This is a genomic window from Candidatus Moraniibacteriota bacterium (genome assembly GCA_035390125.1).
In the GTDB taxonomy this organism is placed as follows: domain Bacteria; phylum Patescibacteriota; class Minisyncoccia; order Moranbacterales; family GWC2-37-73; genus DAOOTD01.
In genome coordinates this window covers 219,250-244,863 of sequence record DAOOTD010000002.1, presented here as the reverse complement: position 1 = coordinate 244,863, position 25,614 = coordinate 219,250, and the positions used below count along the sequence as shown (strand labels likewise).

Annotated in this window: 28 protein-coding genes and 1 tRNA gene; 5 read left to right on the top strand and 24 right to left on the bottom strand. The window is 33.0% G+C overall.

Annotated features, from left to right (window positions below; genetic code table 11):
- Positions 1–46: 46 nt before the first annotated feature.
- From PLR68_03145 to lepB, 23 genes are all read right to left on the bottom strand, one after another.
- Positions 47–652: a M48 family metallopeptidase gene (locus PLR68_03145; protein HOW60715.1), complete on the bottom strand. Its 606-nt coding sequence runs from the start codon at positions 650–652 to the stop codon at positions 47–49.
- The gene (locus PLR68_03140; protein HOW60714.1) at positions 649–1,041 is read right to left on the bottom strand and encodes an NUDIX domain-containing protein; all 393 of its coding nucleotides are present in this window, start codon (positions 1,039–1,041) and stop codon (positions 649–651) included. The genes PLR68_03145 and PLR68_03140 overlap by 4 nt, the downstream gene beginning before the upstream one ends.
- A gap of 16 nt (positions 1,042–1,057) precedes the next feature.
- Positions 1,058–1,128: transfer RNA gene (locus PLR68_03135), tRNA-Pro, on the bottom strand.
- Positions 1,129–1,270: 142 nt separating this feature from the next.
- On the bottom strand, positions 1,271–1,876 hold the full coding sequence (locus PLR68_03130) for a nucleoside-diphosphate kinase (protein HOW60713.1): 606 nt from the start codon (positions 1,874–1,876) through the stop codon (positions 1,271–1,273).
- A gap of 48 nt (positions 1,877–1,924) precedes the next feature.
- Entirely contained in the window at positions 1,925–2,794 is an 870-nt protein-coding gene (locus tag PLR68_03125; GenBank protein HOW60712.1) for a ComEC/Rec2 family competence protein, read from the bottom strand.
- Positions 2,773–4,236: a ComEC/Rec2 family competence protein gene (locus PLR68_03120; protein ID HOW60711.1), complete on the bottom strand. Its 1,464-nt coding sequence runs from the start codon at positions 4,234–4,236 to the stop codon at positions 2,773–2,775. Before PLR68_03120 ends, PLR68_03125 begins: the two co-directional genes overlap by 22 nt.
- Positions 4,233–4,457: a DUF167 domain-containing protein gene (locus PLR68_03115; GenBank protein ID HOW60710.1), complete on the bottom strand. Its 225-nt coding sequence runs from the start codon at positions 4,455–4,457 to the stop codon at positions 4,233–4,235. The genes PLR68_03120 and PLR68_03115 overlap by 4 nt, the downstream gene beginning before the upstream one ends.
- A 48-nt stretch (positions 4,458–4,505) precedes the next feature.
- A complete protein-coding gene (locus PLR68_03110) occupies positions 4,506–5,210 on the bottom strand; it encodes an anaerobic ribonucleoside-triphosphate reductase activating protein (protein HOW60709.1) in 705 nt (234 codons plus the stop codon).
- Positions 5,211–5,282: 72 nt separating this feature from the next.
- Positions 5,283–5,543: an anaerobic ribonucleoside-triphosphate reductase gene (nrdD, locus tag PLR68_03105; protein HOW60708.1), complete on the bottom strand. Its 261-nt coding sequence runs from the start codon at positions 5,541–5,543 to the stop codon at positions 5,283–5,285.
- A gap of 34 nt (positions 5,544–5,577) precedes the next feature.
- Positions 5,578–7,767, bottom strand: coding sequence for a ribonucleoside triphosphate reductase (locus PLR68_03100; protein HOW60707.1), 2,190 nt, complete (start codon positions 7,765–7,767; stop codon positions 5,578–5,580).
- A gap of 73 nt (positions 7,768–7,840) precedes the next feature.
- On the bottom strand, positions 7,841–8,290 hold the full coding sequence (nrdR, locus tag PLR68_03095) for a transcriptional regulator NrdR (GenBank protein ID HOW60706.1): 450 nt from the start codon (positions 8,288–8,290) through the stop codon (positions 7,841–7,843).
- A gap of 230 nt (positions 8,291–8,520) precedes the next feature.
- Positions 8,521–9,732, bottom strand: a complete 1,212-nt coding sequence (ftsZ, locus tag PLR68_03090) for a cell division protein FtsZ (GenBank protein ID HOW60705.1) — start codon at positions 9,730–9,732, stop codon at positions 8,521–8,523.
- A 226-nt stretch (positions 9,733–9,958) separates the two neighbouring features.
- Positions 9,959–11,227: a cell division protein FtsA gene (gene ftsA / locus PLR68_03085; protein HOW60704.1), complete on the bottom strand. Its 1,269-nt coding sequence runs from the start codon at positions 11,225–11,227 to the stop codon at positions 9,959–9,961.
- 129 nt (positions 11,228–11,356) lie between these two features.
- Positions 11,357–11,728, bottom strand: a complete 372-nt coding sequence (locus tag PLR68_03080; GenBank protein ID HOW60703.1) for a diacylglycerol kinase — start codon at positions 11,726–11,728, stop codon at positions 11,357–11,359.
- A gap of 18 nt (positions 11,729–11,746) precedes the next feature.
- The gene (ybeY, locus tag PLR68_03075) at positions 11,747–12,205 is read right to left on the bottom strand and encodes an rRNA maturation RNase YbeY (protein HOW60702.1); all 459 of its coding nucleotides are present in this window, start codon (positions 12,203–12,205) and stop codon (positions 11,747–11,749) included.
- A 20-nt stretch (positions 12,206–12,225) separates the two neighbouring features.
- Positions 12,226–12,690: a flavodoxin gene (locus PLR68_03070; GenBank protein ID HOW60701.1), complete on the bottom strand. Its 465-nt coding sequence runs from the start codon at positions 12,688–12,690 to the stop codon at positions 12,226–12,228.
- Between the two features lie 16 nt (positions 12,691–12,706).
- Positions 12,707–13,285: a hypothetical protein gene (locus PLR68_03065; protein HOW60700.1), complete on the bottom strand. Its 579-nt coding sequence runs from the start codon at positions 13,283–13,285 to the stop codon at positions 12,707–12,709.
- 121 nt (positions 13,286–13,406) lie between these two features.
- The gene (locus tag PLR68_03060) at positions 13,407–13,694 is read right to left on the bottom strand and encodes a hypothetical protein (GenBank protein ID HOW60699.1); all 288 of its coding nucleotides are present in this window, start codon (positions 13,692–13,694) and stop codon (positions 13,407–13,409) included.
- A 228-nt stretch (positions 13,695–13,922) separates the two neighbouring features.
- Positions 13,923–14,297 carry a hypothetical protein gene (locus PLR68_03055; protein ID HOW60698.1) on the bottom strand — a complete coding sequence of 125 codons (375 nt, stop codon included), beginning with the start codon at positions 14,295–14,297 and terminating at the stop codon, positions 13,923–13,925.
- Positions 14,298–14,462: 165 nt separating this feature from the next.
- On the bottom strand, positions 14,463–14,915 hold the full coding sequence (locus PLR68_03050) for a GatB/YqeY domain-containing protein (GenBank protein ID HOW60697.1): 453 nt from the start codon (positions 14,913–14,915) through the stop codon (positions 14,463–14,465).
- Between the two features lie 5 nt (positions 14,916–14,920).
- Positions 14,921–15,175 (bottom strand): 30S ribosomal protein S21, encoded by a 255-nt coding sequence (locus tag PLR68_03045; protein ID HOW60696.1) that lies wholly within the window; start codon positions 15,173–15,175, stop codon positions 14,921–14,923.
- A gap of 148 nt (positions 15,176–15,323) precedes the next feature.
- Complete coding sequence (hisS, locus tag PLR68_03040; GenBank protein ID HOW60695.1) at positions 15,324–16,736, bottom strand: histidine--tRNA ligase; 1,413 nt, start codon at positions 16,734–16,736, stop codon at positions 15,324–15,326.
- A gap of 32 nt (positions 16,737–16,768) precedes the next feature.
- Complete coding sequence (gene lepB, locus PLR68_03035; protein HOW60694.1) at positions 16,769–17,395, bottom strand: signal peptidase I; 627 nt, start codon at positions 17,393–17,395, stop codon at positions 16,769–16,771.
- Positions 17,396–17,595: 200 nt separating this feature from the next.
- On the opposite strand from lepB, the gene PLR68_03030 reads away from it, so the two are divergent.
- The 5 genes from PLR68_03030 to PLR68_03010 all read left to right on the top strand — a co-directional run bounded on the left by PLR68_03030 (position 17,596) and on the right by PLR68_03010 (position 24,637).
- Positions 17,596–19,197, top strand: a complete 1,602-nt coding sequence (locus PLR68_03030; GenBank protein ID HOW60693.1) for an LCP family protein — start codon at positions 17,596–17,598, stop codon at positions 19,195–19,197.
- Positions 19,198–19,203: 6 nt separating this feature from the next.
- Positions 19,204–19,719 carry an aminoacyl-tRNA hydrolase gene (gene pth / locus PLR68_03025; GenBank protein HOW60692.1) on the top strand — a complete coding sequence of 172 codons (516 nt, stop codon included), beginning with the start codon at positions 19,204–19,206 and terminating at the stop codon, positions 19,717–19,719.
- Entirely contained in the window at positions 19,719–20,801 is a 1,083-nt protein-coding gene (gene dprA / locus PLR68_03020) for a DNA-processing protein DprA (GenBank protein ID HOW60691.1), read from the top strand. The genes pth and dprA overlap by 1 nt, the downstream gene beginning before the upstream one ends.
- Before the next feature lie 13 nt (positions 20,802–20,814).
- The gene (gene topA / locus PLR68_03015; protein ID HOW60690.1) at positions 20,815–23,049 is read left to right on the top strand and encodes a type I DNA topoisomerase; all 2,235 of its coding nucleotides are present in this window, start codon (positions 20,815–20,817) and stop codon (positions 23,047–23,049) included.
- Between the two features lie 94 nt (positions 23,050–23,143).
- Positions 23,144–24,637 (top strand): RelA/SpoT family protein, encoded by a 1,494-nt coding sequence (locus PLR68_03010; protein HOW60689.1) that lies wholly within the window; start codon positions 23,144–23,146, stop codon positions 24,635–24,637.
- Between the two features lie 68 nt (positions 24,638–24,705).
- Here PLR68_03010 and PLR68_03005 read toward each other — a convergent pair whose 3' ends face one another.
- A complete protein-coding gene (locus PLR68_03005; GenBank protein ID HOW60688.1) occupies positions 24,706–25,608 on the bottom strand; it encodes a ParB/RepB/Spo0J family partition protein in 903 nt (300 codons plus the stop codon).
- Positions 25,609–25,614 lie beyond the last annotated feature (6 nt).

Genomic DNA, 25,614 nt, shown 5'->3' with positions numbered 1-25,614 from the left:
TATATTATATTAAAAAATGAATAACTTAAGCGAATTATCAATAACTTTAGAAAGCTTTCTGCAGAGCTTTTATTTGCTTTTTTATTTTTTTGTATTCTGGAATATTATGCATTACTAAATTCCAAAATTTTTCAGAATGATTAAATTCCCGAAGATGGCAAAGTTCGTGAACAATAATATAATTTACACATTCTTCCGGCAAAAATATTATTTTGTAATTGAAATTCAAATTTCCCTTGGAACTACAGCTCCCCCATCTTGTTTTTTGATTTCTGATAATTATTTTTTTATATTCAAATTTATAAACTTCATTAAGTTTCTCGATTTTTTTTATGACAAAATCTCTAGCATATTCTTTAAGTTTAAGATATTCTTTCCTATTTTGCTGAAAAAGCAGGTTATTGTTGCTGATTTTTTTTATTTTTTCTGTTTTCTCTAAAATCCATTTGGAATTTTGCCGGATAAAATCGTCTGCATTCCATAAGCCTAAGCGCCAGGGCAAGGTTACTGTACAATTTCCATCACAAGATATGGCTATTTTTAATCTTATTGCTTTTCTATGCCTGCGAATTGTATACTTAATTTTTTCATTATTAAGAATAATATTTTTAGTAACAATTGTATATTTATTTTTAGGTTTTAAAAAAGTCATATAAATTTTTCGATAATTTTTTGCTTTACTTCAACTGGTAAAAGATTGGCTTCAGAAAGTTTGGATAATTCTACCCATTTCAATTCATAATGATTTTCTTCGCTATTTCTTTCAAGTTCTTCTCCGCCAAAAGTAGCCTCGCCTTTTATGTTTTTTGCCATGAAAAAATAATTATGCCATCCATTGCCTTCATTTTCCAAAAAAAGATAGTCAATTTCAGCATTCAAATTTGTTTCTTCTCTCAATTCACGGATAGCAGCAATTTCCGGAGATTCTCCATTTTCAATATGTCCGCCCAGCACTGCAAAATATTCAGAGTTGTTTCTTCTTCGATATATGAGAAGTATTTTATTGTTTTTTATCACAATAACTGCTGCGCGCTGAATCATAGTTTTATTTTTAATGTCGGGATGCCGGGAATTGAACCCGGTCTACATCCACCCCATGGACGCGTACTACCGGTATACTACACCCCGCCTTATCCAAGCTTTAGCTAGGATTCGGCGTGTCAATGCCCACGAGAATAAAAGCAAAGCTGGCTTATGCCTAAAGCATATCAGAATTGGAGCAATAAAAAAAGCTCCTATAAATTGGAGCTTTTTTATATTAAAAGCAAAGTTATTCAATTATACCGTCCAGATTTACATCATATAAAATTTGATCCTGTACTAATCTGTATTTTAATATTTCATTTTCATTAAACCAAAGAGCGATTTCTCTTTCTGCTTCTTCTGGACTTTCTGAACAATGAACTAAGTTTCTTACAGCCCTTCCGTCAATTCCAGACAAGGCATAAGAATCTATTGTTAAATCTCCACGAATAGTTCCAATATCTGAAGACAATGGTTCTGTTCCACCAACAATCTTTCTGACAATTCCAACCGCTTGATTGCCTTCAACAATCATTACTATGACAGGACCTGAAGTCATAAAAGCTACTAAATGACGCAGAATGTCCTTGCCATATTCAATGGCTGGTTTTTCCACTGGTAGCCTTTTGGCTTCAATTTCTTTAGCTATATTTCCTCCCTTTTTTTCAAACCATTCATCATTCTTATTGTAATGTTTCCATAATTTATCTTCATCTAATACAACAAGCTTCATAGCTGTGAACTTTAAACCCGTTCTTTCGATTCTTCTTATAATTTCTCCTATTAATGATCTTTGTATGCCATCAGGTTTTATGATGACAAATGTCCTTTCTTTTATGGCTGGATTTTTCATATTTAAAAAAATTAATCTTTATTAGAATTTAATTTATCACAAAAAAAATCAGTTGGCAACTTGCATGCATTGCGCTTCCGCATTTGCGCATTTATATACAATATCCCCTATTTCATCAGTCCGGAAAATTTTTATTTTATGCTGCAATAAACGGTTTAAAACTTCCTGATTCGGATGACCATATTGATTATTTTTACCAACAGAAATAATAGCGTCAGCTGGATTTACAACACCCAAAAAATTATTTTCAGTTGCATATTTTGAACCATGATGTGAAACTTTTAAAACTTGAGCATTTAAATCTTGACCTGAATTTATAATTTTTGTTTCCTGAGTATTTGGAAGATCGCCAGTAAAAAGAAATTTGTTTATGCCGTAAGTTAATTTAACTACAACGCTGTTGTCATTGCTGGCTCCATCAATCGTATCAGTAAGCGAATCAATTGGAAAAAGTACGTCGGCAGTAACACTGTCAGACAATTTTATGCTTATACCTTTTTTGGCCTCAATTTTTTGCGATTTTTCTTTTGCAATTTCTTCTTCAAGTTTTTTATATGTCTCTGATTCGCTTTCTGCATTTGTCTTAAAAATCAAATCTACATGATATGAATTCAAAATTTCAATAAGCCCTCCTATATGGTCCTGGTCTGGATGAGTTGCAACTATCATTTCGACATTCCGATCCCAAAATGGAATATATTTTCCAAGCTTTTCCAAAAGCAATTTTCCATCTTTACCACCGTCAATAAGAATTTGATTTTTTCCTTGTGAAATCAGAATGGCATCACCTTGGCCAATATTTAGAAAAACTACCTGCAAATTATTTTTTTGCACTGAAAAAATAATTCCAGTTAAAATTAAAAATAATACAAGCAACCCAATTATAATTCCATAAATTATTTTTCTGTTATTTTGCATGTGCGTTTTTTTAAATAATATATCCCTCCTAATAAGGAACAATAATATATTATAAACCACCAAATATTAATTTTTTCTATTTTTATGCTTGCCCATGGCAGTCCGGCTAATATCTGCACAATTTTTATTTCATACAACAGAGGAACGAAAGCCAGCCAAGCGAAAACCAAGGATACTCCATAGAAAATAAATCCGCAGATAGATGCAAGAAAAACCAGCAACATGGAAAGTGGAATTATGGGCAAAATCAAAACATTTGCTAAAAGCGAAATTAGGGACGTTATATGAAAATTATACGCGATAATTGGCAAAACAAAAATCTGAGCACTGAGCGACATTGCGATTATTTCCGAAATTCCCAAGGCTTTATGTTTTTTGATGAAACTTTTTTCCCAAAAAGTGGATGTTTCTACAATTCCTAAAGTTGCTAAAAAAGAAAGCTGAAAGCCAATATCCCATCTCAGAAGCAATGGATTAATCAACAGCATTACTGTTGCCGCAAAAACAATGGCGTTTTGGGAGTTAGCTAATCGTCCGTTTTTCATAGCCCAAAGCAATATGCCTCCCATAACTCCAGCCCTGACTGCTGAAGAAGGAAAACCGATCATAATTACGAAAACAATTATTCCAATAATTGCAAGCCAAACAGCGTTTTTTCTCCACATTCCCAGCCAAAGACCAAGAAAGATTAAGTACTCTGCGATAATTGTAACGTTATATCCAGAAACAGCCACGATATGCGTCATACCGGTTCGAGAAAAATCATTTTGTATTTCCTTAGACAATTCACTGCTACCACCGAATAAAAGTCCGCTTGCTAAAGATCCTTCAGGCTGCGGGATAACAGCACGGATATTATTTTCAAAAAGGATTTTTATTTTTAGAATATTGCCCAAAAGAATATTTCCTTTATTTTCACCTATTTTTTTTATTTTTGTTTTTTCACAAGAATAAAAAACGTCTTCTTTGGCCATGTACATTCTGTAGTCAAATTCTTTATTTCTATTTTCTATTTTATTGACAATGCAATAAATTTCCATTTCATCGCCATAGAAATATTCGGGATATTTTGGAATCTGGATTAGTAAAGAAATTCCTGCTTTATCAGAAAGCGAATCTTCTACTTTTACTATTAAATTATGACCAAAAGTATTCGGAGAAACTTTTTCAACAATTCCTTTCCCATAAAATTCAACATTGTCAAGCAGCAAATAATTTATTTTTTTAAGCTTATTATCCGTGTACCAGGCTCCAAACGTAAAAAATAATAAAACAAAGGGAACTACGATTATTATTTTATTTTTATAAAAGACCCCCAAGAATATTATAGAGAAAATCAGCAGTAAGAAATATACACTTTGATTTAATTCAAAAAAAGAGCGGATAAAAATTCCTACTAAGAAAGAAATTAGGACAATAAAAAAGACGCGTGATTTGGTCATGCGTCAATTATATCAATTATTTTTATTTTTGCACTTTTCCCTCCGACAATTTTAATTATTTTTTTCGGAATTTTAAAATATTTAGCCAAAACTTCTATTAGCATTAGGTTAGCCCGTCCATTAATCGGCGCAGCTTTCAATTTTACTTTATATTCCCCTTCGGAAATTTGTACAACCTCATTCTTGGAGGATCGTGGGGAAGCTTTTATGTATATACGCATTGATATATAGCTAATCTTAAAGCATAAAATATTTTATGCTTTATGCATTTAATTATTCTCTCTTATCCCTATTTTCTTGAAATTCTTCTCAATTGATTTTTTTATTTTTTTCAAATCCAGCGTTTTACCTTTAGTTTTATTTTTCAATTTCGGATCTAAAATAATTTTTTCCCTGTATTCCTGCAAATAATAAGCCTCTGCCCCCTTGATCCATTTGGCAATTTCCAGAAAATCTTCTTCGTTGTGAATTCCCGGCACAGCTGTAGTTCGAAATTCATATGGAACCCTGCTATTCAATATCAGATTAACGCTTAGTTTTATTCTTTTTTTATCAACCTTCATTCCTACTGTTTTATCATATTTTTTAAGCTGATTTTTAATATCCATAGCCACAAAATCCAAAAGCTTCAAGTCTAAAAGTTTTTTTAGGATATCCGGCCGAGTCCCATTAGTATCAAATTTAACTAAGAATCCAAATTCTTTTATTTTTTTTATGAAATCAATAATATCCGGCTGGATTGTTGGTTCTCCTCCGGTAATGCATACTCCTTCAATTTTTCCTTTTCTTTTTTTCAAAAATTCAAAAAATTCCTTTTCTTTTTTCTCTGTACCTGAAACAAAATTTGATCTAAGCACTAATTCAGGATTATGACAGAAAGGACAGCGAAAGCTACAGCCTACAGTAAAGAGGGTGGTTGCAATAATCCCCGGATAATCAATAAGCGTTAATTTTTGATAGCCTCCGATTTTCATAAATAAAATTTAAAGTCAATTCAGGGCAATACCCCCTAAGATATTGCCCCGCTATCTTTTTTCTTTTTATTTCTAACAACAGGCCACATTGTCAACAGCATATTCTTTCCTGTCTTTAAATTCGGCTTGTTTACCCTTATTCCACTGCTGCACTGGGCGGATATAACCCACTACCCTAGAGTAAATTTCTGTTTTCCTAAAATTGTGCAAAGCTGGATCTTTTTGGTGGCAATTCTTGCATTTATTGTATACTTCATTATTAATTTTATAAGGCATATACTCTTCATTGTTTTCTATTATGCGACCGCAGTCATGGCATATATATTTTTTCATATTTTTTTTATTATTATTTTTTATTAATATCCCCTTAGCTTATTTCTGTAACTATAAATTCTTTCCTATCCTTAAATTCGGCTTGTTTACCCTTATTCCACTGCTGCACTGGGCGGATATAACCCACTACCCTAGAGTAAATTTCTGTTTTCTGTTCAACCACGCATTTAGGACAAATTGGCTGTTCTCCTGGAAGGTAACCGTGTACCGGACAGATGCTGAAAGTAGGCGATAAAGTAAAGTAAGGAAGTGCATAGTTTTCTGCAATTTTCCTTACAAGTTTTTTTACCATTCCTATGTCCCAAATACGTTCTCCTAAAAACCCATGCAAAACTGTTCCTCCTGTATATTTTGTCTGCAAATTTTCCTGCAGATCAAGAGCTTCGAAAATATCTTTTGTAAATTGAACAGGCAGCTGTGATGAATTTGTATAATAAGGTTCCAACCCATTGTTTTTAACAGCATCATTATTAGCGAAAATAACTTTCGGATATTTTTCTCTGTCTATACGTGCTAAACGATATGCTGTTCCTTCAGCTGGAGTTGCTTCTAAATTATATAAATTACCTGTTTCTTCCTGGTAGCTAACAATCCTTTCGCGCATATGCACAAGTATTTCTTCAGCTAATTTCTGGCCATCTTTAGTTGTTACATCTTTCCCAATCAAATTCATTAGGGCTTCGTTCATGCCTACCAAACCAATAGTAGAAAAGTGATTAGCCCAATATTGGCCACGACGCATTTTTATTGCATCAAGATAAAACTTGGTATATGGATATAAACCTCTTTCTGTCAGGCCCTCGACTAACTTTCTTTTAGTTTCCAGACTGTTTTTTGCTAAATCCATAAGATCATCAAGTCTTTTGAAAAATTCTTTTTTGTTTTTAGAAAGATATCCTAAGCGCGGCATATTAATAGTAACCACACCTACTGAACCTGTCAGAGGATTAGCACCGAATAATCCACCTCCGCGCTTATGAAGCTCTCTGTTATCTAATCTTAATCGACAGCACATTGAACGCGCATCATCAGGATCCATGTCTGAATTTACGAAATTCGCAAAATACGGGATTCCATATTTGGCTGTCATTTCCCAAATAGCATCAAATCTATTATCATTCCAATCAAAATTTTTGCCTATGTTATATGTCGGGATGGGAAAAGTAAAAATTCTGCCACTGGCATCGCCTTCTGTCATAACTTCCGCAAAAGCACGATTAATCATATTCATCTCTTCCTGAAAATCAGCATAAGTTTCTTTTTGTGCTACTCCTCCTATAATTACAGCTTCTTTAGCTAATGTTTTTGGAGGCGTAATATCCATAGTTATATTTGAAAAAGGAGTTTGAAAACCAACGCGTGTAGAAACATTCATATTGAACACAAAAGACTGTATTTGTTGCTTGACTTCTGTATAAGTCAATTTATCATAACGTACAAAAGGAGCTAGCAAAGTGTCAAAATTAGAAAATGCCTGAGCTCCAGCAACCTCTCCTTGAAGAGTATAAATAAAATTAACCATCTGTCCCAAGAGACTACCAAAATGTTTAGCTGGTTTACAGGCTACTTTACCTGGAACACCCGTAAAACCACGACGGATTAGATCTTGAAGGTCCCAGCCACAGCAATAAGCCGCGATTAGTTGCAGATCATGAATATGGAAATCTCCCCCTTCATGTGCTTCTCTTATTTCTTTTGTATATACACGATTCATCCAATACTTACTGCTAACTATGGATGCTATGTAATTATTAAGACCTTGGAGAGAGTAAGCCATGTTAGCATTTTCTTTGACTTTCCAGTCTATTTCTTGAATATATTTATCTACCAAACTTACGGCTTCATCTAGAGATTCTTCTGTTTCACGGATTTTTCTGTGCTGTTCGCGGTAAAGGATATAAGCTTTTGCAGTTTCCTCAAAATCAAGAACCATTAAAACCCTTTCTATAACATCCTGCACTTGTTCCACGCTGGGAATGTAACCTTTTTTGTAATTCTTATTTAAAAGCCGTAAAACTTTTTCTGTTACTTTTTTTGCATCTTTAGCGCTTCCTTCTCCAGTTGCGACAAAAGCTTTACTTATAGCAATTATGATTTTTTTCTTATCAAAAGAAACTACGGTTCCACTGCGCTTTACAATTTTCTTGATCTGATTCTTCACTCTTGTTTTTTTCACCTTTATTTCAGCTTCTTTTGTTTTTTTTACTTTTTTTTGTTTTTTCATATCATTTTTCTCCCCTAAGAATTATGTAGGTTACAAATAATTTTTTTGTTTTTTATATTATAAAGATAAAAATTTAAGTCTCCAGCTTTTCCGCTTCTTTTCGGAAGCTATCTGCACTTTTGAAATCTTTATATACACTGGCGAAACGCATATAAGCCACATCATCTATTTCCTTAAGTTTTTCTAGAACTATCTTACCTATTTCTTTACTAGTGATTTCACTTGATTCTTTAGCTTGAATCTCGTATTCTATGTCACCAACCAATTTCTCGATTTTATCTTCACTGACTGGTCTTTTTTCGATAGATTTACGAATACCGATTTCAATCTTACTACGATCATATTCTTGTTTACTTCCGTCGCGCTTAATGACAGTCAATTTCATAATCTCCATTTCTTCATAGGTACTGAAACGAGTTTCACATTTTTCGCATTCTCTGCGCCGACGAATGGCTTTTCCGTCATTAGTGTCGCGGGAATCAACGACTTTAGTCTCGCTATGTCCGCAAAATGGACAAATCATATGTTTATTTAGTTATTTTAATGATTTAATAGTTTTTACACTATATATTGTGTACTATTAATTCATTATACCACAAGTCAAAAATCCATGCAAGACCCAACCTTTATGTAAATTAATAATGTCTAAACATATTACTTTTTATTTTTATTGTAAAAATCACAACGGCATGAATTTAACATAAATAAAAAACAGGAGTTTATTGCTCCTGTTTATATATTTATTGTATATAGTTACTTTTCCATTTTTCTTCTTATAAAAGCCGGGATTTCCAATTCATCCTCATTATTATTTTCTTTAGATTCAGCGGGAGAATTGCTTGAACGTGGCTGTATTTTCTCTTCAATTATCATTTTTGATTCAAATATATTTTTTGAGGGAAAAGTTACGGTTTCTTTAAATTCACCTGTTTCTTCTTTTTTATTATTCGTTTCTATGTTTGTTCGATTTGGTAATGTCTTCTGAAACAAAGATTTACTGCTAGCCTGTTCGGCATCAAAACCTGTGGCGACAACAGTCACATTGATTTCTCCTTTTTTAACTTGATCATCAATAACTGCTCCAAAGATAACTTTTGCATTAGGATCTATGCTTTCTGTTATTATATTTGCAGCCTCATTTATTTCAAGCATTCCTAAATCGCTTGAACCAGAAATATTAAATAAAACTCCTTTTGCTCCATCAATAGACAATTCTAAAAGAGGACTATTAATTGCCATCCTAGCTGCTTCAGCCGCTCTGTTTTCTCCACTGGCCGTTCCAATTCCCATCAAGGCACTTCCTGAATCTTGCATAATTGCGCGAACGTCAGCGAAATCTACATTAACAATTCCTGGCTTAGTTATAAGATCTGAAATACCCTGTACACCTTGTCTTAATACATCATCCACTATTCTAAAAGCATTAATCAGGGTAGTTTTACGATCAATAATAGAAAGTAGTTTATCATTTGGAATTGTTATAAGAGTATCTACCCTATCTTTTAAATTTTGCAGTCCTTCTTCTCCAATAACTCTCCTCTGTGCTCCCTCAAAAGCAAAAGGTTTTGTTACAACTGCTACAGTAAGTGCGCCGAGCTCTTTAGCTGTTTCTGCAACAACAGGCGCTGCACCAGTACCTGTTCCTCCACCTAAGCCACAAGTCACAAAAACCATGTCAGCTCCTTTAAGAACATCTTGTATTTCATCTCTATTTTCTTCTGCTGCTTGACGCCCAATCTCAGGATTCATTCCTGCACCCAAACCTTTGGTTAGATTTTTCCCAATATGAACTTTCTCTGAAGCTTTTGAATGATGTAAAGCCTGCGCATCAGTATTAATTGCAACAAATTCAACGCCCTTTATCTTAGAATCAATCATTCTACTGATAGCGTTATTTCCTGATCCTCCAACTCCTACAACTTTTATCCTAGCAAATGTTTCAATATCTGGTTTTATTTCCGCCATATTTTTTTAGTGATCAGTGGCTTATAGCCAATAATCAAAATAAATTTAAAGTTATTTTTAACCGAAAATGCAACCTTTTATTTTTATTTACCCATTAAAATAGCTAATTTAACAAAAAACCCACAAAACACTAACGAATGGGAATATTTTTATATTTGTTTTAGTAATTTAATTTATCACAATTACCTATTTTATGTCAAGAGTCAATTTTAAATACTTCTTGCCTCTAGGGCAGAAATTTTTCAAATAAATTTTTTATTCTTTCAAAAGTTTCTCCACCTTTACTGGAAAAAGGATCGAGCTTTTTTAATTTATTAGATAATCCACCTTCTTTATATTCTCTCTGCTCTTGATTCCACAAAACAAGACCTAACACCGTAGAAAAAGAAGGGTCATCTACTTTGTCCAATATTCCTCCAAATCCTGATGGAAATCCTACCTGGACTGGAAGTCCTAATTTTTCTTTTGCTAAATCTATGACATGTACCATCTTAGCACCTCCGCCGACCAAAACTGCACCTGATGGAAGAAGTTCTGATCTGCCTATTAAAATTAATTCTTTTTTTATTAACAAAAATATTTCTTCAAGTCTAGCTTCGATAATTTCTGCAACATGATAACGCGATATTATACCTTCTTCATTGGAGCCTATTTGTGCAAGATCTATTCCTTCTTTTTTGCTAATATCTCGAGTAACAGCGCTGCCATATTCAAGCTTTATTTTCTCTGCCATATCTATTGGAATTCTTAGTCCAATTGCTATATCGTTAGTTATATGTCCTGCTCCTATAGGTAAAATTGCAGTATGGATAAGATCTCCTTCTTCATATACAGCCATAGATGTTGTACCTCCTCCCATATTGATAAGCACTACGCCAAGTTCCTTTTGTTTCTTGCTAAGTACAGATTTTGCTGCAGATAAAGGTTCTAAAATAACATCCTCTATTTCAATATTTGTCTGATATAAACATTTACTTATATTCTTTATATTAGTAGTGCTATTTTCAATAACTAGAGCATCAACCTCTAAACGAACTCCTTTCATGCCTAATGGATTTTTTATATTATCCTGATCATCAAGCCTATATTTTCGGGGAATTATATGAACTATTTCCTTGTTTATTGGCAATGAAATATTTTGGGCTTCAGAAATAACTCTATTGATGTCATCTTCTACTACTTCGCCATCAGCCCTACCTATAGCAATAACCCCCTTAGAATCTTGAAATTCAATGTCACAGCCTCCGATGTTTACAATAGCTTTTCTAATTTTAATTCCTGCCATATTTTGGGCCATTTCTACTGACTCATTTATTGATTTCGCAACATCATCTGGATCAATAATGACTCCTTTCCTCATACCCAGAGAAGGGATTGAACCAACACCAATAATACGAAGCTGATCCTCTCCTTTTAATTGCTGGGATATAATAGTTCGAATATTAGATGAACCTATATCAATGCCTACAATAATAGAATTTCTATCTCTGGACATAATTTTTAAGCTAAATAGTAATTTTACAGCTTAAGCGACAATATTCTTTTATTAATATTAATATTGCCCTGCGATTCATTATATATAAATATTACCTTTATTGCAAAGCAAATAATAGCTTGGCCATGTTTATGAAAAAAATAAATTGCTAAAATAAGGATAAAAAATTATTACACCAATGACTACTGAAACTATGGAAGATATAAGCACCACCGCTGCCATGAGATCTTTTATAAGACGCGCATACGGATGGATTCTTGGTTTTAAGATGTCGACTACGCGCTCAAAAACCGTATTTACTAATTCCAAAACAAGAACCCACATAATCATTAAAATTAGCACTATAATTTCCCAGCTCTTTAAATTGAGAGCAAACATGAGGATCATTACAAAAACTGCTACCATAATTTCTATACGGAAATTTTTTTCTTTTTTAGCAGCGTAAAATAATCCATCTAAGGCATGCTTCATGCTTTTTTTGAACCTATTCCACTCTTCCATAATATTTTTTATTTTTTATTATTTAAAATTATCTTTAATTTTATTTTGTATAGTAAACATTTTTATTCCATGTCTAAAGCCTAAAATATGCAATATCCCATGCGATAAAACATCGGATAATTCCATATTTAAATTTAGATTATTCATACGAACATATTTCCTTATATAATCATAGCACAAAATTAATTCACCTAAAAATAGCTCTGCGTCTGATTTTTCCTTTATGGTTCTTTTTATTTTTTCTATGTTTTTATATTCAGAAAAAGACAAAATATCAGTCACTTCATCCCGTTTCCTATACTTCTTATTTAATTTTCTTATTTCTTTAGGCGTAACTATGGCTATACTTATTATAATATTTTTGTTTTTTAGGAAACCATAATTCAAGCTACTAAAAGTTTTTTTCACTACAGATTTTATAAAACTTATCTGAACAAAATTGCTCGTAATATTATTCACCTCTATATTGGTTTTCATATCTTAATTCAATACTTTTCTTAAATTTTAGCAATAAATTTTTCTAATTTTTCAATAAATTTGTCCCTCGCAACATCTTTAGTTAATAATGCTAAGGTAGCAATTGGTTTTAAGCCAATAATTTCTGCAATCTCTGAAAAAACCTTAACATCTCCCGATCCTCCCATCGTACAAAATATAGCTATTTTTTTAAAACTATTTTTTTTCTCTGTTATATAGGTTCTCACTGGAGCCGAAATACTCCAGGCCCAAATTGGTGTTCCTATGATAACAAGATCAAATTCGGCCGGATTTTTTAAAGATTGCTTTAAAATAGTAAGCTTTTTTTGCATAGCATCACGTCCAGAAATAAGATACCCTTTAATTCCATCCCTATTTATTGTATCTTTTATTTCTTCAACCTCTGCGCCTATTCTTTTAGCTACCGCCAAAGCTATCTTTTTTGTTGTTCCTGTTCGAGAATAATAAATAATTAATATTTTCATGATTTTAAAATTATATTTATTTTTTATTGTCTGATGGTGGATTAATTAAATCAAAAGGGAAAAATATTTTTTTATTTTTACTATAATTTTTTACACCTCCCGCTTTCACACAAGCATCGATTTGAAGCTTTTGAATAGAAGCAGCTAATGGAAATTTAATGACATTAGAATTCTTATTTACCTCATAAACACATTCGTTATAAATATTTTTCTCATTTCTTGGTTTTACATAAAAATAATAAGCAGATAAAATAATAATGATAAAAATGGTAGCAGATATTAATATGATTAACTTATTTTTACTACTAATTTTTTTCCATATGTTATAATTTTTAATTCGAATATCTTGATTTGATATATTCATAGCTACATTATATTCACCCCTCAATCGCTCTGACCTTTTTTTTGCTTCAGATACAAAATTCATCCACATAATTATTAAGATGAAAAATAAAACCGCCATAATAAAAGCAGCCAAAAACATTCCTGAAAATCCAATTAGTTTTTCTCCTAATATGTGGATAAATGGGTCGATTATTATTAAAACAAAAAATCCAACCATAAATTGCCATATTTTTGTTAACTTGAGTTTCATTCTTTTTGCTTCTAATTATATTTTTATTAATACTTAGTATAATTCTATGTCAAAGAATTGTTTTTATCAAATATTCTGTCAAATTAGAAAGGCTGATTAGTTCACCAGCCTTTTAATAGAATTATTTAGTAATAAATATTTTTTTTGACTCAAGAATTTTTCTGATATTTACTCCTAGTTTTGTCTTTTTATTAGATACCCTGTATTCAATAATATGGATTCTTCCATCTTTAATATACACAGTAGCTGCTTCATCTTTGAAGCCAAAGGTGCAATGGCTGCCCCTAAACATACTGCTCTTTGTCCCCCAACATCTCCCAGAAAAGCCTAAATTTTTTATCTCTTTTAAAAATTCCTTAAGGGCAATACCCATAAATGCTTCTTTTTCCTTCATTTCCTTTGATGTCATTTTATCCTCCTATACATTATTTTTGTTAAAAAACAAATAAAAAACCCCTCGGGGGGGTATTTTCTAATATTAAAATTAGTTTCAGTTTTTTATTCATTTTTTTGTCTGCTTATCCAGTTCCTGGTCCATTATAATCTTATAAAAATATCCGTCAAGACAAGTTTAGATATGAAAAAAGGGGCGACACTATTTAGTGTTGCCCCTCAAGAAAATATTTTGCTGAAAGTTTTAATATGGCGCTCTTTGCACTTCGCTTTTTTCTCTCTTTTTTTTCTCACATTCCTTGGCAAGTTTCATCTGTTTTGCTTTTTTCCGCACAATCGGATCTAAGAATTTAAAAATTTGAAGCGTGTAATTGATTTCCTCATAAGCAACAAACAGGAGATTGAAATTATGTTGCTTTTTATACAACATTTTTACGAAGGATGAGGTTACTTTCCACACATTAATAGGTGTGCCTTTGTATTCTTTGCGTTCATGTTCTGTGGATAAATTTGCATCCACAAGAGCTTTATACAAAATTTCATTAGTGTTAGCATCTCCTCCCCCTTTAATTCCAATGTAAATCCCACCAAACACAGTTTTTCGCGACCTTCTTTGCATAAAAATTACCCCCTTTAATATAGCTTTATTTATCAATTTATGTTAAGGTTCTTTTTTAACCAATGCCGTCAGATCGTTATACTACCAGCTAAGATTAAAAAATGCAAACATAAAAACACCCCAATGAATTGTCGAGGTGCTTTTATAAAATTGAATATTTATAACCTATTGTAATTCCTCACTGACAATCCTCTTTACAATATTTCCATCAGCCTTACCTTTAAGTTTTGCCATAGCTTGTCCCATCACCTTTCCAATTTCAGATGCGCCAACTGCACCCATAATAGAAATAATTTCCTTAACAGCTTTCCTAATTTCATCTTCACTTATCTGTTCCGGCATATAAGTTTTTAGTATTTCCAGTTCCATTTTTTCTTTCTCGGCCAATTCCGGACGTTCACCATTTATGTATTGCTGAATACTGTCTTTTCTTTGTTTTACTGAACGACTAATAACTTCCAAAATTTCTTCATCACTTAGTCCAGAGTCTTTTTTCTTTTTTTCAATCTCAAAGTTCTTTATAGCACTATCCAAAAAACGCAACGTGTCTCTGCGAACCGTGTCACCAGAAAGCATTGCATTCTTAATATCTGAAGTTATTTTTTCCTTTAGATTCATAAGCTTTATTCGCTCATTTTACGCTTGATATTTTTCAAAGCTTCATCATCAAACTTTCCAAGCTTTTTTAATTTGTCAATTTCTTTTCTTATTTTAACTTTGTACAAAGCTTCTTGTCTTTTTTCTGGTTTACTCTTTTCTTCAGACCTGAATCTGGTTTTACGGGCACGGACTAAAATACCGCTTTGTTGGATGCGGCGAGAAAATCTCCTCATCAGACTTTCTGCAGTTTCTTTGTCTTTTTTTCTAACTTCTATCATAAATTCCTCCTCTCTATATTTTAACCAAATATACTTATATATAATTTATCATGTAGTATAAATAAGTTCAACCCCTATAAAAAACATTGAACAACTATCAATACTTTTGCATTAAATTATAATTTTTCTGATTTCTTAAAAGATTTAATTATTCTCCTTCATGCGAAACAATTACATTGTTTTTCAAAATTTTCTTAACAGCTGTTATTAATTTTTCTTTAGTCACGGTTTCTTGCGTACCACTCACCATGTCTTTAACTATTATTGTCTCGTCAAGTGCTTCTTTTTGCCCAACAATAAGAGTGATTTCAACACCCAAACGATCAGCTAATCTGAGTTGTGATTTTAGACTTCCCCTACCAAAACTTTCGGCTGTAAGAATACTATTTTTTTGCAATTCAGCGAATACTTTAAGGCTTTTTTTCTTCGCTAACTCACCAAGCTGTGCCAGAAATACGCGTGGTTTTGGTTCTATGTACATTTTTGCATGTACTCTTTTCATTTCAAATATGATCCTATCCATTCCAATTCCGAACCCAACAGCAGGAGTGTGCTCACCTCCAAATTCCTCTATTAAATAATCATATCTTCCTCCTCCACCTAAAGAATATTTTCTCTGTTCTTCATCTCCAGACCAAATTTCAAATACAGTTTTTGTATAATAGCTAAGGCCTCTTACGAGACGCGGATTAATAACATATGGCAAATCCAATTCATCTAAATATTCCAAAAGACTCTTAAAATGTACCCGGCATTCACTACATAAACGATCAACTGATTGGGGAGCAGTCGATGCAACCTGAATGCATTTATCTTCCTTGCAATCTAGAATGCGCAATGGATTTGTTTCTAATCTTTTTTTACAATTTTGACATAATTTCTGCTTCTTGGATTCAAAATAAGCTACTAAAAGTTCTTGATATTCCTTTCTACACTTTGGACAACCTATAGAATTAACTTGAAATTGAACATTTTTAATACCAAGCGTTGTAATAATGCGGTGTGCTAATTGAATAATCTGAGCATCAAGAATCGGATCTTGCTCGCCAAATGCATCGAAATTAGCTTGAAAATGCTCCCTATAGCGACCTTCTTGTGGACGGTCATAACGGTATACTGGTCCAGTTGAAAATAATTTTACTGGTTTTGAAAGAACATTCATACCGTGCTGTATATAAGCACGTCCTATGCTAGCTGTCATTTCGGGTCTTAGGGCAACACGGTCTCCTCCTTTAGTGTTAAAGATATACATTTCTTTATCTATAATATCGGTTCCCTTGCCAATTGAACGTATGAAAAGATTAGCATATTCAACAATAGGAGTGTCTATTCTCCCGAATCCGTATTCGAGTGCTATCCTGGAAAGCACACGCCTAAGCTGATTCCAATATGATTGATCGCCAGGCAACAAATCACGCATGCCTCTTGGTGGCTGCATTAAAATTTCTTCCTCTATTTTTTGACTTTTCTGTTTCTTAGATGAACTAACTGATTTTTTTAATGATGCATTTTTACTTTTCTTTTTTTTAATAGTCCTTTTGGTTTTCTTTCTTTTCAACATATTTTTCTAAAAATTAAAGATAAATATTAATGCTATAATATTTCAGCTTTTGAAATTGGCCATGCCCTAATAAAAACCTTGCCGATTACATCGCTTTTATGAACAGCGCCCCATGCACGTGAATCATAGCTGGCTTTTCTATTATCTCCCAATACAAAATATTGATCTTGCTCTAATTTAACCTCTGAATCACCTACAGTAAAAACAGTCTGAGAAAGATATTCGCTTTCATCAAGAATAAACCCCTCTGGATTTTTATCGTTATATATTCTGATTTTGCCATTTTCAACTTTCACCTTCTCTCCGGGAAGTCCTATCACACGCTTAATAAAAAATTGTTTTTGATTTAAAGGATAACGAAATACAGCAATATCATATCGTTTTAATTCCTTGAAAGATCCTGCCGAAAGAACGCTAACACCTGCAACCTTTATATCAGTTTCTTTATAGCCTAGTTCATTTATAATAAGATAATCTCCATTTTCAAAATTTGGTTGCATACTTGCGCCTTGCACAAAAAATGGCTGAAAAAGGAATACCCTAATAGGAACAATGATTACCAGTGCCCAAAAAAATACTTTTATAACTTCCCAAAGAAAATTGCCAACACCGTATATTTCTTCATTGTTTTCGATTTTTATATTGTTCTGATAATTCATAAATTATTAAAAGATTATTTCATACTAGCTAATAAACACCAAATAAATAGCGTTTTTAGAGGATAAAACAAAGCAATAATAGCACGTATTTTTGCTTAATGCAAGGGTTGTTTTATAGCTTAAAATAAGTATTTTTTGACATTTAGCCTTTTATTGGGCTATCATTAACACATATTAATACCTTTTGTTGCCCTTTCTCTATGGATAGCATTAAAAGAAATCTTTTTAAAGATTCTCAAAATTCACTAAAATGCTTAAAAAATAATACTCGCAATAATCAGGGCAAGGAAGAAGTTTTTATTTCCTGCGATGAATCTGAAGTTATGGATAAAAAGGAAAAAGAATTTCGTACAATAATTATATTTAAAAAAAGCATTGCTTTATTGGCAGTTTTAGTTTTAATATTTTCAGTATCATACGGATTATACTTCTCTTGGAAAACATATACTATAAGTAAAAAAATCAATTCGGAATATTTTTCTGCAGAGAAAAAAACTTTGTCGCAATATGCACGTGCAATTATTTCTCCAATTATTCCAAGTAGTCATAATCAATTAAAAGGAGAAGAAAATGGACGTATAAATATATTACTATTGGGAACGGCAGGAGAGCATAAGCCCGGGGGAAATCTTACTGATACGGTTATTATTATGAGTGTTGATACGAAAAATAAAAAAGTAGCCATGTTTTCTTTGCCGCGCGACCTTTATGTTAAGATCCCGGACACGCAATCCCACGCGAAAATAAACAGTCTTTATCCAATTGGGATAAAGATGAATGAGGGAGTCAATATCATAAAAAAATCTGTCGAAGAAATTACAGGAATTGAATTAAATTATTATTTAGTAATTAATTTTGAAGGATTCAAGAAAATTATCGATCAGATTGGCGGAATAAACATAATTTCCCAGCGAGACATTTACGACACCCAATATCCTGGACAAAATTATAGCTATGAAACATTCTCATTATCCAAGGGTTTTCATGTTTTAGACGGAGAAACTGCTCTGAAGTATGTTCGCCAAAGACATGGCGATCCTGAAGGTGATTTTGGCAGAGCTAAAAGACAACAGCAAGTTATCCAAGCGGTGAAAAATAAATTATTTTCTGTAAAAACACTTCTTAATGTTATAACGCTTAATAATATCCTTAACACACTTGAAGAAAGTATTAAAACAGATATTACTTTTGAAGATATTGATGGATTTATAAAGCTTAGCCAGGAAGTTGATATGCAAAACATCAATAATATAGTTGCAGATGCTTGGAAAAAAGATAGCTTATTGAAAGTATCCCATGTAACATTAGGAAACGCTTCAGCTTTTATACTCATACCTCGCATCGGAAATTATAGCGAGATCCATGATTTAGAAAAAAATATTTTTAATTTAGATGAACTTAAAAAACGTCAGGATGCAATAGTTGAAGAAAAAGCTAAAATAGGTATCATAAATAACAGTGGAGAAAGTCAATTAAATACAAAAATTAAAAATTTATTGACTGAAAAATTAAATATAAAAAATGTTTACTATATACAAAAATCACAAGATATAGTAGTTTCACAAACAAAAATAACAGATAATTCAAATGGTATAAAAATATTTACACTAGATGAACTTATTAAAAAACTGCCTGCAACTTTATCCAATGAACCTATAGATACGACAACTCCCGCATATGATATTATAATTACATTAGGTAGTGACTTGGCTAATATTTATAAATACGAGGAAGATACGATGCAGGATTTGGAAAATGCTGAAGATAAACAAGAAATTTTTTATATAAATAATACCAAATAAATAATTATGAAAATTATCATAGGCCTAGGAAATCACGGCAAAAAATATTTAGGAACACGTCATAACATAGGTTTTGAATTTCTGGATAATTTTAAAGAAGAACTGGCTTTCCCTGAATTTGAATTTAATAAAAAATTCAACGCTGAAATTTCTGCAAAAGAAAAAGTTATTTTAGTGAAACCGCAAACATTCATGAATCTTTCTGGTGAAGCATTACGCAAAATTTTGGATTTTTATAAATTGTCTGCTGATGATATTTTGGTTATCCATGACGACAAAGATATTGCGCTTGGAGAATACCGCCTCGCAGAAGATTCCTCTTCAGCTGGACATAATGGCGTGCAAAATATCATTGACAACCTCGGCACACAGAAATTTAAAAGGATTAGAATTGGCATTGGAACAAACACAAATTTGCCTGCTGAGGATTTTGTTCTGCAAAAATTTTCCGATAAAGAAAAAGAAAAAATTGAGAAAGTTTTAAAAGAAATAAAAAAGTTTTTGTCGAAAATTTTTAAATAATGAAGTACTTAAACGCTTTAAATAAAATTGACGGGCTCGGATGCAAGAAACTGAAACAGCTCATGAATTTTTTCAATTCCTCGGAAATAGTCTGGGAAGCCGATTTTTCTTCCTTGGTTAAATCCGGCATCGGCGAATTAGTAGCCGAAAAAATTGTTACCCAGCGCCCAAATATAAATCCAAATGAGGAGTGGGATAAGCTTAAAAAAGAAAACGTAAAGGTTTTCACTATTCAAGACGAAGAATATCCGGAACTTCTCAAGCAAATACCTGACAGCCCTTACCTTATATACATGAAAGGTAATTTAAATTGCCTTAAACTTCCAATGGTGGCTGTTGTCGGTTCGCGTAAATTGACAGAATATGGAAGTCGAGTTACAAGAGTATTTGCCAGAGATTTAGCTAATAATGGAATTTGCGTAGTCAGCGGGCTAGCTTTTGGCATTGACTCTGCTGCTCACCAGGGCGCGCTTGATGCTAAAGGAAAAACTATTGCAGTGTTAGGTAACAGCTTAGATGCAGAAAGTATTTATCCGCGTTCTAATTTCCAACTAGCACAAGATATAATAGAAAATGATGGGCTACTTATTAGTGAGTTCGCTATGAAAACCCAGGCAGCCAATTGGACATTTCCGGCACGCAACAGGATTATGGCCGGAATGAGTTTGGGTACACTTGTGATTGAAGCTGCTTTAGAAAGCGGCAGCCTTATTACTGCTAATCTGGCACTAGATTATAATCGCGAAGTTTTTGCTGTACCGGGATCAGTTTTCTCTCCGCAGTCAGCAGGCACACATATGCTGATAAAATCATCGGGAGCTAAATTAGTATCCTGCGCTACTGATATCTTAAGTGAATTAAGAATAGAACAAGATATTAAACCGGCTACAGAAAAAATAAATTTAGAACTGACAGAAGAAGAAAAAAATATACTTTCCGTACTGTCGCATGAAAAAATATATATTGACAGAATAACTAAACTGACTAAACTTGAAACAGCGACAGTTTCTTCTACACTTTCTCTTTTAGAAATAAAAGGGTTAGTGAAAAATATAGGAGGACAGCAGTATATAAAATTATAATTTAAAAAAATAAATGAAACTTGTAATAGTAGAGTCACCTACTAAAGCCAAAACGATTTCAAAATTTCTAGGTAAAGGATTCACCGTAAAATCATCTTTTGGCCATGTTCGCGATTTGCCAAAAAGCGAAATGGGAATTGATATTGAAAATAATTTTGCTCCTCATTATATTATTCCGACTAAGTCGCGCATAAAAGTAACTGAACTTAAAAAGGCCTCTGTCAAAGCTAAAGAAATAATTTTAGCATCTGACGAAGACCGAGAAGGAGAAGCAATTTCCTGGCATCTGGTTGAGGCTTTAGATTTAGAAAATAAAAATAAAAAACCATATTCCAGAATTGTCTTTCATGAAATTACTAAGAGCGCTATAGAAAAAGCTCTGCAAAATCCCAGAAAAATAGATTTAAACCTCGTTGATGCACAGCAGGCGCGCCGCGTGCTTGACCGCTTGGTCGGTTATGAACTTTCTCCGTTTCTTTGGAAAAAAATACGCAGGGGTTTAAGCGCTGGACGCGTGCAATCAGTGGCCTTAAGATTAATCGTGGAACGTGAAAGGGAAATAGAAAAATTTAAAGCAGAAGAATTTTGGACTATTAATGCAAAGTTGCAGAAACATAACGAAAAACAAGAGTTTGATGCCAACCTTACGGAAAAGAATGGCAATAAAATAGAAGAAAATGTAACCCTGAAGCTTTTCGCCGGAGATTATAAGACAAAAAAGAGCATAATCACTGATAAAAAATCAGCTGAAGAAATTGCTACAGAAATAAATCAGGCAAAATTCGCTGTTTTCTCTGTTGAAGAAAAAGAAACCTTGCGCAATCCAGCTGCACCATTCACGACCTCGACTTTACAACAGGCAGCTATCAATAATTTTGGTTTTTCCGCTAAACAAACTATGGCCACCGCGCAAAAACTTTACGAACAGGGATATATTACCTACATGCGAACTGATAGTTTGAATTTGTCATTGGAGTCACTCGTGAGTGCACGTAAAGTAATTGAAAAAAAATTTGGAAAGAAATATTCACTTTCAAGCCCGCGTTATTATAAAAATAAATCTAAGTCAGCACAAGAAGCACATGAAGCCATACGTCCGACAAACCTAGAAACGTCTCCTGATAAACTTGAGTCGGATCTGGAATCAAGCCAATACAAATTATATCGTTTAATTTGGAATCGTACCATTGCTTGTCAGATGCAAAGTGCCAAATTAAATTCAGTTAAAGTTGATATTGAAGCAAAGGGAATAAAAAATAATTATTTGTTTAAGGCAACTGGTTCAATTATAGTTTTTGATGGATTTATGAAAGTCTATAATGGAAAAGCTGCGAAAGCAGAATCGTTTTTACCTAAACTCAAAGAGGGGGATATTTTGGATATTAAAAAAATTGAAACCCAACAAAAATTTACTTCTGCTCCTCCAAGATATAATGAAGCAACGCTAGTAAAAGTCTTAGAGGAAAATGGAATAGGTAGGCCTTCTACATATGCTCCGACAATTTCTACCATAATTGAACGTAAGTACGTAGAAAAGAACGAGGAAAAAAGATTATATCCTGTGGAAATTGGTTTACTAGTTAACGACATTTTAGTTGAACATTTTCCAGAAATAGTCAGCATAGATTTTACTGCTACCATTGAAAAGGATTTTGACGAAATTGCCGAAGGGCAGAGGCAGTGGGTTCCAATAATCCGTGAATTTTATGAACCTTTCCATAGCCACTTAGAAATTAAAATAGAAACGGTTGAAAAAAAGGAAGAAAAAATTGATCAGAAATGCCCCGAATGTGGAGGAGATTTGATTATAAAATTTGGACGCTTTGGAAAATTTATTGCCTGTTCTAATTTTCCAACCTGTAAATATACAGGGAAAACAGAAGAAGAAAAAAAAGAAGATGAGAAAAACTCCGGGATTATTTGCGATAAATGCGGAGCTTTAATGGTAGTAAAACGAGGGAGATTTGGATCTTTTTTAGGATGCTCAAAATATCCTGAATGCAAAAATATAATGAAAATAGAACAAAAAACAGGATTGAAATGTCCTAAGTGCAAAACTGGAGATATAGTAGCCCGTAAATCTAGAAATGGAAAAATATTTTATGGATGCAATAAATATCCGGAGTGTGATTTTGCCATGTGGAATAAACCTACAGGTGATTTTTGTCCTAATTGCGGACAACCACTTGCCTTTGCTGCTAAGGGAAAAATTAAGTGTTCTGGCAAGGGATGCAAATTTGAAAAGTAAATTAAAATCCGCAACCAGCGGATTTTAATTTTAAAACTTGCCACTTGTTTATTGCTTATTTATACTATATATATCAATTAAATTCATATAAAAAATGAAACCGTTAATTTTAAAAGATATTTTAAGCATTCTTAGGGATCCTACAGAAGAAAAAGTTAAATTAATAACTAAGGCTTTTAACTTTGCCAGCAAGGCGCATTTGGGACAAAAGAGGCGCAGTGGTGAAGAATATATACAGCACCCCATTGCAGTAGCAAAAATACTGGCAGAAATAGGTATGGGTTCAAAGACCATTGCTGCTGGATTACTTCATGATGTTCCGGAAGATACACCAGTGACATTGGATGAAATTGAAAAAATTTTTGGCAGAGAAATTTCTGGAATGATTGATGGAATCACAAAATTAGGAAAAATAAAGCTGCGTGGATCTCATGAGGAATATTTTCTGGAAAATTTACGCAAGATGTTTATTGCAATGGCTACTGATATCCGGGTAATAATAATCAAATTGGCTGACCGTTTGCATAATATGCAGACACTTAAATATAATCCTTCGGAAAAACAAATACGTATTGCCCGCGAAACCATGGAAGTTTTCGCACCAATAGCCAACCGGCTTGGGATGGGAGATATTAAAAGCAGACTTCAGGATCTTGCTTTTGAATACCTTGATAATGAAAATTTTACATTAGTAAAGAATTTAGAAGAAAAAAATTATAAACAGCAAGAAAAATATGTCTACCAGGCCATTAGTGAACTCAGCGAAGAGATAAAGAAGGAAGGGATAAATATAATAAAAATAGATGGGCGAGCTAAAAGCCTCTACAGTCTTTTTCTAAAGCTTAAAAAATATGACATGGATATCAGTCGCATTCATGACTTAGTTGCTGTACGAATTATAGTTTCTGAAATTGCCGACTGTTATGAAGTTTTAGGTATAGTACACAAAAAATACCGCCCAATGATTGGACGAATCAAGGATTACATCTCCCTGCCAAAGCCTAACGGTTACCAATCTATTCACACTACAGTTTTCGGACCAGATGGAAAAATAATTGAAGTACAGATTAGGACACTAAAAATGCATAATGAAGCAGAATTCGGAATAGCTGCTCATTGGATTTACAGCGAGCAAAAAAAGAAAAAGAACTGGAAAGATTATATAACGTTTAAAAAGAAAGAGGTAATTCCAGAAAAGGAAGTTGAATGGGTCAAACAACTCCGTGAATGGCAAAATGAAATAGGACGCGATGATGAAGAATTTATGCAAAGTCTAAAAATTGATTTTTTTAAAAACCATATTTTTGCCTTTACGCCTAAAGGTGACATAATAGACCTGCCTGAAGAAGGAACACCTATTGACTTTGCTTATGCTATTCATGGAGAAATAGGTAATCATGCTACAGGTGCTAAAGTTAATGGCAATATGGTTCCGCTGGATTATAAAATCAAAAATGGAGACGTTTTAGAAATTTTGACTTCTAAGGATCGCAAAAATCCCAATCAGGACTGGCTGAAATTTGTAAAAACTACCGTCGCTAAATCGCACATCAGGAGAGAACTACGGAAAGAAAATATTATAAAATAGATTACAAAAAACAACCCTGCGTAGGATTGTTTTTGATTTTGTTACTTAACGTGTTAAATAATAATTTTTTATTTTCTTTGTGAAAGTTTTTCTAGAAGTATTTCTAGATCTTCCTTGGAATAATATTCAATGACGATTTTTCCGCCGTCGCCGGCCTTAGAAATTTTAACTTTCGTGCCCAATATTTCTACCAGCCTATTTTCCAATTGTTTAATCTGCGGATCGATTGAAACAACCCGCTTATGTGATCTAACTGAAACTTCCCGGCTTTTATCTTCAATTTGCCTAACTGTTAAATTATTTTTGAGAATTAGTTCATATAAAGCCCGCTGTTTTTCAGAATTTTCAATTGACAAAATTGCTTTGGCATGACCTTCATTTATTTTTCCTTCCACTAAACCTTTCTGAATTTCAATTGGGAGACTTAAAAGCCTAATCTTGTTAGCTACTAAGCTACGGCTTTTACCTATTTTCGTGGCAATTTCTTCCTGCCCCATCTGAAATTCATCACTTAATTTTTGGTAAGCAATTCCTTCTTCAATTGGATTCAAATCATGGCGTTGCACATTTTCTACAATTGCCAATTCAAGTTTTTGAAGTTCATCGGCTTCACGCAAAATAACTGGAATCTTTTTAAGCCCAATTTTATGAGCAGCCTGGAATCTTCGCTCCCCAGCAATAATTTCATAGTAATTTTCTTTTTTAGTAGCAATTAGGGGCTGTATTATGCCATGTATCTTTATAGATTGTGCTAAATTTTCTAACTTATCGTCATCAAATTGCATTCTCGGCTGGTAAGGATTAGCAATTACTTGATTTATATCTACTTCAACTATATATTTATCTCCCCGAATTGAATCAACCGCTGGACTAGAAATAGTTCCAGAAAATTCTTCCATATTTTTGGGCCTAGATTGTTTGTTAGGAATAAGCGAAGAAAGCCCTCTCCCCAAACCAAATTGTTGTACCATAATATA

What these genes read in the sequence shown, in the direction of transcription:
- PLR68_03080 (HOW60703.1), bottom strand. Translation starts at nt 11,728, where the DNA reads ATGGAAGAGTGGAATAGGTTCAAAAAAAGCATGAAGCATGCCTTAGAT.
- nrdD (HOW60708.1), bottom strand. Translation starts at nt 5,543, where the DNA reads ATGAAAAAATATATATGCCATGACTGCGGTCGCATAATAGAAAACAAT.
- PLR68_03055 (HOW60698.1), bottom strand. Translation starts at nt 14,297, where the DNA reads ATGCAAAGAAGGTCGCGAAAAACTGTGTTTGGTGGGATTTACATTGGA.
- lepB (HOW60694.1), bottom strand. Translation starts at nt 17,395, where the DNA reads ATGAATTATCAGAACAATATAAAAATCGAAAACAATGAAGAAATATAC.
- ftsA (HOW60704.1), bottom strand. Translation starts at nt 11,227, where the DNA reads ATGTCCAGAGATAGAAATTCTATTATTGTAGGCATTGATATAGGTTCA.
- PLR68_03065 (HOW60700.1), bottom strand. Translation starts at nt 13,285, where the DNA reads ATGAAACTCAAGTTAACAAAAATATGGCAATTTATGGTTGGATTTTTT.
- PLR68_03140 (HOW60714.1), bottom strand. Translation starts at nt 1,041, where the DNA reads ATGATTCAGCGCGCAGCAGTTATTGTGATAAAAAACAATAAAATACTT.
- PLR68_03050 (HOW60697.1), bottom strand. Translation starts at nt 14,915, where the DNA reads ATGAATCTAAAGGAAAAAATAACTTCAGATATTAAGAATGCAATGCTT.
- PLR68_03125 (HOW60712.1), bottom strand. Translation starts at nt 2,794, where the DNA reads ATGCAAAATAACAGAAAAATAATTTATGGAATTATAATTGGGTTGCTT.
- PLR68_03115 (HOW60710.1), bottom strand. Translation starts at nt 4,457, where the DNA reads ATGCGTATATACATAAAAGCTTCCCCACGATCCTCCAAGAATGAGGTT.
- PLR68_03005 (HOW60688.1), bottom strand. Translation starts at nt 25,608, where the DNA reads ATGGTACAACAATTTGGTTTGGGGAGAGGGCTTTCTTCGCTTATTCCT.
- ftsZ (HOW60705.1), bottom strand. Translation starts at nt 9,732, where the DNA reads ATGGCGGAAATAAAACCAGATATTGAAACATTTGCTAGGATAAAAGTT.
- topA (HOW60690.1), top strand. Translation starts at nt 20,815, where the DNA reads ATGAAACTTGTAATAGTAGAGTCACCTACTAAAGCCAAAACGATTTCA.
- hisS (HOW60695.1), bottom strand. Translation starts at nt 16,736, where the DNA reads ATGTTGAAAAGAAAGAAAACCAAAAGGACTATTAAAAAAAAGAAAAGT.
- PLR68_03145 (HOW60715.1), bottom strand. Translation starts at nt 652, where the DNA reads ATGACTTTTTTAAAACCTAAAAATAAATATACAATTGTTACTAAAAAT.
- pth (HOW60692.1), top strand. Translation starts at nt 19,204, where the DNA reads ATGAAAATTATCATAGGCCTAGGAAATCACGGCAAAAAATATTTAGGA.
- PLR68_03130 (HOW60713.1), bottom strand. Translation starts at nt 1,876, where the DNA reads ATGAAAAATCCAGCCATAAAAGAAAGGACATTTGTCATCATAAAACCT.
- PLR68_03120 (HOW60711.1), bottom strand. Translation starts at nt 4,236, where the DNA reads ATGACCAAATCACGCGTCTTTTTTATTGTCCTAATTTCTTTCTTAGTA.
- PLR68_03070 (HOW60701.1), bottom strand. Translation starts at nt 12,690, where the DNA reads ATGAAAATATTAATTATTTATTATTCTCGAACAGGAACAACAAAAAAG.
- dprA (HOW60691.1), top strand. Translation starts at nt 19,719, where the DNA reads ATGAAGTACTTAAACGCTTTAAATAAAATTGACGGGCTCGGATGCAAG.
- PLR68_03110 (HOW60709.1), bottom strand. Translation starts at nt 5,210, where the DNA reads ATGAAAATCGGAGGCTATCAAAAATTAACGCTTATTGATTATCCGGGG.
- PLR68_03045 (HOW60696.1), bottom strand. Translation starts at nt 15,175, where the DNA reads ATGATAGAAGTTAGAAAAAAAGACAAAGAAACTGCAGAAAGTCTGATG.
- PLR68_03060 (HOW60699.1), bottom strand. Translation starts at nt 13,694, where the DNA reads ATGACATCAAAGGAAATGAAGGAAAAAGAAGCATTTATGGGTATTGCC.
- PLR68_03010 (HOW60689.1), top strand. Translation starts at nt 23,144, where the DNA reads ATGAAACCGTTAATTTTAAAAGATATTTTAAGCATTCTTAGGGATCCT.
- PLR68_03030 (HOW60693.1), top strand. Translation starts at nt 17,596, where the DNA reads ATGGATAGCATTAAAAGAAATCTTTTTAAAGATTCTCAAAATTCACTA.
- PLR68_03100 (HOW60707.1), bottom strand. Translation starts at nt 7,767, where the DNA reads ATGAAAAAACAAAAAAAAGTAAAAAAAACAAAAGAAGCTGAAATAAAG.
- nrdR (HOW60706.1), bottom strand. Translation starts at nt 8,290, where the DNA reads ATGATTTGTCCATTTTGCGGACATAGCGAGACTAAAGTCGTTGATTCC.
- ybeY (HOW60702.1), bottom strand. Translation starts at nt 12,205, where the DNA reads ATGAAAACCAATATAGAGGTGAATAATATTACGAGCAATTTTGTTCAG.